At 72.1% G+C, this 5,463-nt stretch carries 5 protein-coding genes and 1 pseudogene; 2 read left to right on the top strand and 4 right to left on the bottom strand.

The annotated features are described in order from the left end of the window. The 4 genes from A9W96_RS27920 to A9W96_RS27905 form a co-directional block, all read right to left on the bottom strand. A partial coding sequence (locus tag A9W96_RS27920; protein WP_067144485.1) for a glycosyltransferase family 4 protein occupies nt 1–976 on the bottom strand: 976 nt, incomplete at its 3' end. 64 nt (nt 977–1,040) lie between these two features. Next, nucleotides 1,041–1,856 carry a hypothetical protein gene (locus A9W96_RS27915; RefSeq protein WP_067144484.1) on the bottom strand — a complete coding sequence of 272 codons (816 nt, stop codon included), beginning with the start codon at nt 1,854–1,856 and terminating at the stop codon, nt 1,041–1,043. A gap of 61 nt (nt 1,857–1,917) precedes the next feature. Next, the gene (gene ripC, locus A9W96_RS27910; RefSeq protein ID WP_067144483.1) at nt 1,918–3,057 is read right to left on the bottom strand and encodes a peptidoglycan hydrolase RipC; all 1,140 of its coding nucleotides are present in this window, start codon (nt 3,055–3,057) and stop codon (nt 1,918–1,920) included. A gap of 177 nt (nt 3,058–3,234) precedes the next feature. Continuing rightward, on the bottom strand, nt 3,235–3,489 hold the full coding sequence (locus tag A9W96_RS27905) for a hypothetical protein (RefSeq protein WP_197499686.1): 255 nt from the start codon (nt 3,487–3,489) through the stop codon (nt 3,235–3,237). Between the two features lie 156 nt (nt 3,490–3,645). Here A9W96_RS27905 and A9W96_RS27900 point away from each other — a divergent pair. Then, nucleotides 3,646–4,725, top strand: a pseudogene (locus tag A9W96_RS27900) (DEDD exonuclease domain-containing protein); the annotation flags it as partial. Nucleotides 4,726–4,933: 208 nt separating this feature from the next. Continuing rightward, the coding region (locus A9W96_RS33505; RefSeq protein ID WP_369830882.1) for a hypothetical protein at nt 4,934–5,463 on the top strand (530 nt) is incomplete at its 3' end.

The following is a 5,463-nucleotide window of genomic DNA, read 5'->3' as shown; positions in this document are numbered from 1 at the left end:
ACCCGGTCTTGTTGTGCTGCACCGTTTCTGGGGCTCCCCCGGATTTGCCGGCGATGACCGGCACGCCGGTCGCCGAGGCCTCGAGGTACACGATGCCCAACCCCTCGACGTCCAGCCCGGCACCGCGGGTGCGGCACGGCATCGCGAACACGTCGGCCAGCGCGTGATGCGTGGCCAACTCGGCGACCGGTACGCCGCCGGTGAACGTCACGTCGTCTTCCACCCCACACTCACGGGCCAGCGCGCGCAGCGAGTCCATATACGGGCCGCCGCCGACGATGACCAATGCGGCGCCGTCGACGCGCCGCCGGATCGACGGCAGGGCCTTGATGAGCATGTCCTGGCCCTTGCGTGGCACCAGCCGCGACACGCACACCACGGTGGGTCGCTCGCCCAACCCGTAACGGTCACGCAGCTCGGCCCGGCCCGCCGGGTCGGGCCGGAACCGTGCGGTGTCCACACCCGAGGGCAGGTATTCCAGCGACGCCTGGGGGCCGAACGCCGGCGCGAACCGGGACCGGGTGTAGCGGCTGACGAACGTGACGACGTCGGTGTCGTCACCGATGCGGCGCAGCACCGAGCGGGCGACCGGAAGCATCGACCACCCGACCTCGTGGCCGTGGGTGCTGGCCAGCACGCGGCTCGCCCCGGCCCCGCGGGCGCGGGAGGCCAACAGCGCCAGCGGCGCGGCCGCGCCGAACCAGACCGTGTCGATGCCGCCCTCGGCGATCAGCCGCCGCATCCGGGCGTCGACCGCCGGGCCGGGCAGCATCAGGGTGCCCGGATGGCGCACCACCCGATAACCGGCGGCCTCGGCTGAGTGGTCGAAGGCGTCGGCGCCCTTCCACTGCGGCGCGTACACCGTCACCGTATGCGGCCCGGCGTCGACCAACCGGCCGACGAACTCGCCGAGGTACGACTGGATGCCGCCCGGGCGGGGCGGAAAGTCGTTGGTTACCAGCAGGACCCGACTCACCTGCGACAGGCTAGCCTGGCGCCGGCGCACCCCGCGCATACGGTCCGAGCCGGGCGATGCGGCCTTAGTGGCCCAGCCACTGATGCCAGCGCGTGAGCAGGTCCGCCGGGCTGTCGCCCAGCACATCCTGACTGGCGGCGGCGATGTCGACATGCCGCACGCCGCAGGTGGCCAGGTAGAGGTCGCGCAATTTCGGCGCTCCGTAGGTGTCGGCGACGAATCGGGCGAACCACCACGCGCGGTCGTAGGCCAGCGAGCGCTGCTCCCCCGGCACGTCGAGATCGGCGTCGGTGGGCAACGTCATGGGCAGCAGCGTCTCGGCGGGCACCGGCACGGGCGGGCGGCCGACGAAGTCGGCCACCCCCTCGGTGAGCCAGCGAGGTGCATCCGCGACGGTGTCGGCGCGCGCGGCGTAGTGAAAAAGCTCGTGGCCTAACACGATTCGCAACGACGCGGCGCTCATGGTGGCCGCGCCGGGCGCGAACACGATCCGCTGGCCCTCGGCGACCCGGCGAACGGGATCGAGCCGGTCGACCACCGTCACGGCCGCGATGTCGGCCCACTGCGACGCCGGTCCCCCGCCGGCGGCGGCGCGAAATTCCTCGTCGGTGCCGGCCGCGACCACCGAGATCTCACGGGCCCAGTCGGTACCCCAGAACGACTCCACCGCGGCGATCGCCGCGGGCATGCCCGACGCCACCCGGGACAGCAGCCGGTCGCTGGCGGGGCCGCCGAGCCCCAGCAGCCGCACGGTGCGGTCGCCGACGGTGATCGACCTGGCTGACGCGGGGAGTTGGCTCCGGGCCGGGGTGACCAGCTGGGCGGGCCGGATCCGGGCTTCGCGCTGGGCGTCGAACGGCACGGCCGCGGCCACCAGCAGTTCGACGACGAATACCCAAGCCAGCAGTATCGAGAGCCGCCGGCGACGCGGTCGGGGGTGTCTAGTAACGGCGAGCGTCGTAGATCGGACCGCCGGCGCTCATCGGCGCCACCCGGACCGGCACGCCATAGGTAGAGGAATGGATCATCATGCCGTCACCGATGTAGATGCCGGTGTGCGAGGCGTCGGAGTAGAAGGTCAGCACGTCACCGGGCTGCAGATCACCCAGCGAGACGGGCTGCCCGCCGTGGGCCAGCGCCTGGCTGGAGTGCGGCAGCGAGATGCCGGCTTGCTGGAATGCCCACATCACCAGGCCGGAACAGTCGAAACCGCCGGGTGCGGAGCCGCCCCACACGTAGGGCGAACCGACCTGGGTCAGCGCGGCCTGCACGACGGTGGCGCGGTCACCGCCGCCGACACCGCCGGGCGCCGTTCCGGGCATGCCCGGCATTCCGCCGGCGGGCGGAGCCTCACCCGGCGCCTGCCCGGCGGGCGCGCCCGGGGGCGCCGCTTCCGGGGGTGCCTGAGCGCCGGGAGGCGGGGCGGGGTTGGCCAGCGCGGTGCGCTGATCGGCCGTTAAAGACAGGTATTGGGACTTGACCACCGCGATCTGCACCTGCAGCTGGCTCTGCTTGGACTGCAGGCTCGCCCGGACCGCCGCGGCCTGCTCGGCCGCGCTCTTGGCGTCGGCGGCCGACTTGGCGGACTCGCGCTCGGCCTTGGCGGCCTGCTCCCCGGCGATCTGGAAGCTCTTCATCTGGTCGGTCATCTGCGTGGCCATCACGCGCTGCACCGCCAGCTTGTCGATCAGGCCCTGCGGCGAGCCGGCGGTCAGGATGGCTTCCATGCCGTCGACGCGACCACCCATGTAGGTCGCGGCGGCCAGCTTGTTGACCGAATCCTGATACGAGGCCAGATGCGCCTTCGCCGCATCGACCGCGGCCTGGTCGTCGGTGTGCTTCTTGTCCGCCGCGCGCTGGGCGGCCAGCTTGTCGTTCAGATCCAGCTGGGCGCTGTGCATCGCCTCGGTGGTCTGCTCGGCCTGGCGCGACAGTTGGTTGAGTTTTGCCGTGGCGTCTTCGGCCGGGTCTGCCCACACGGGGGCCGTCACCACACCGGACAAGATCGCGAAGCCAGCTAGCGTCCCTATTGCCGACCGTGTCAGGACACGCGCAACCGGGTACCTAGATGCAAGCCTCAAGATTTGCTTCCTTAAACGGCCATCGACGAATAGGTCGTCGAGCTGGTTTAGGTCTCAAACAGGTTACGAAACGATATCGGCGTTTGTCCAAAGCGAGCGGTTAAGAAATTAGAAAGAATCCTGTCATTTCTATGTGAATCGTTTCGCGTTCGCGAGGACCTTTGCGGGACAAGGCGATTACGCTACACCAGAGCCACGGTGCCGACGAATCGGGACAAGCCGAAGGCGCGGCGCCAGGCCGGCCTCGGCGAGAACCTCCAAAGCCGCTCGCTCGTCCTGCAATAAAGTATCCGGAACCCCGAGTATCACGCTGACGACACAGTCGCGGCAGCCGGGGCCGCGCACCGCGCACTCGTCGCAGTCGATCACCACCGGCGTCCCCGGTTCGGGCGGCGTCATGCCGATGTCGGTGGGTTCGGTTCGTGGTGCCATCGGGGTGGGTCCTCTCGCTTGGGCTCCGGCACAGTGGGTCAGCGAACATCACGCCGGACTGCCCGAACCGTAACCGGGGCCACCGACAGGTATCCGTCCCCGCGCTCCGGCGTGGGAGCCGCCCGGGTGTCGGCCGTCGGGCTTAACGTCACCGCCGTGGCTTCCCGGGGCGCGACGCAGCTGAGCTTCGCCGACGTCGGGTCACCGTTCACGCCCGACGAGCTGTCCCTGCGCGAGACCACGTTCGTCGTCGTGGACCTGGAGACCACCGGTGGGCGCACCAAGGCCACCCGGGGAACCGCCCCCGACGCCATCACCGAGATCGGGGCGGTCAAGGTGCGCGGCGGCGTGGTGCTCGGCGAGTTCGCCACGCTGGTGGATCCGCAGCGCAGCATCCCGCCCCAGGTGGTGCAGCTGACCGGCATCACCACCGCGATGGTCTGCGACGCACCGGCCATCGACGCGGTGCTGCCGATGTTCTTCGAGTTCGCCGGCCTCGACCACGGCACGGTGCTGGTCGCCCACAACGCCGGATTCGACGTCGGCTTCCTACGGGCGGCCGCGCAACGGTGCGACATCGCCTGGCCGCGCCCGCAGGTGCTGTGCACGGTCCGGCTGGCCCGCCGGGTGCTGTCCCGCGAGGAAGCGCCCAGCGTCCGGCTGGCCGCCCTGGCCCGGCTGTTCGCGGTGGCCACTCAGCCCACCCACCGCGCCCTCGACGACGCCCGCGCCACCGTCGACGTGCTGCACGCCCTCATCGAGCGGGTGGGCAACCAGGGCGTGCACACCTACGCCGACCTGCGCGCCTACCTGCCCGACGTGACACCCACGCAGCGCCGCAAGCGGGTGCTCGCCGAGGGACTGCCGCGCCGGCCCGGCGTGTATCTCTTCCGCGGGCCGTCGGGCGAGGCGCTCTACATCGGCACCGCCGTCGACCTGCGACGACGGGTCGGCCAGTACTTCACCGGCGCCGACCCGCGCGGCCGGATGAAGGAGATGGTCGCGCTGGCAGAGTCGGTCGACCACGTCGAGTGCTCCCATGCGCTGGAGGCCGGCGTGCGCGAGCTGCGGCTGCTGGCCGCGCACGCCCCGCCATACAACCGGCGGTCCAGGTTTCCGCACCGATGGTGGTGGGTGGCGCTGACCGACGAGGCATTCCCCCGCCTGGCGGTGGTGCGGCCAGCCGCGCCGAGCGGGCCGTCGCGGCCCACGCCGACCAGGCACCGGCCGACCGCAGCGGGGAAGCCCAGCCGTCCTCGGCGACCCTGACGATGCGCACGCCGGGCGCGGTCAACCAGCGCGTGATCAGCGCGGTCTCCTCGACCAGCGCGCCGCCCAGGGGGCCCGGCGTGGGCAGAATCGCTTGTGCCCCAGCGACAATCGCGTCGACGACCGGCATCGGGGGCACGCCGCGCCTGGCGCTGCCCGCCGCGGCGAGCTGACCGTGGCGGATGACGGCCAGCTGATAGCCACCCTGGCCGTCGGGCGCGGCCGCGATCAGCTCGGGCAGCGCCGTCAGCGCGCGCAGCCGCTGCCCGCGCCACAGCGTCTCGACCGCGGTGACGATGCGGTCGCGCAGCCGCGCGGCGCTCTCGAAGTGATGCCGCTGCGCGAGCACGCCGACCTGGTCCACCGCCGAGCGCAGCGCGCCGTTGTCCGCGCCGTCGATCAACGCCGCGACCCGCGCGACGGCGCCGGCGTACTGGGTGGCGGTCACGCCGCGCGCGGCCGGGCATGGCGACACCTCCGCCTCGGGGCACGACGGCCCGTGCAACGCCGAGCGCCCCAGCCGGTTGGTGCAGGTGCGCAGGCCGGTGAACCGGGCCAGCAGGGCGGCGGTGTCGGCGGCGTCGGCGCGGGCCCGAAACGGGCCGACGGCCCGCCCGTGTCGCGGCGCCCGCACCACCGCCAGGCGGGGGAATGCCTCGTCGGTCAGCGCCACCCACCACCATCGGTGCGGAAACCTGGACCGCC

It is taken from the genome of Mycobacterium sp. 1245852.3 (assembly GCF_001669335.1).
Classification (GTDB): domain Bacteria; phylum Actinomycetota; class Actinomycetes; order Mycobacteriales; family Mycobacteriaceae; genus Mycobacterium; species Mycobacterium europaeum_A.
This window is presented reverse-complemented; position numbering and strand designations above follow the sequence as displayed.

Excerpts from the sequence above, each read along its gene's own strand:
- A9W96_RS27905 (WP_197499686.1), bottom strand. The coding sequence starts at position 3,489 with ATGGCACCACGAACCGAACCCACCGACATCGGCATGACGCCGCCCGAA.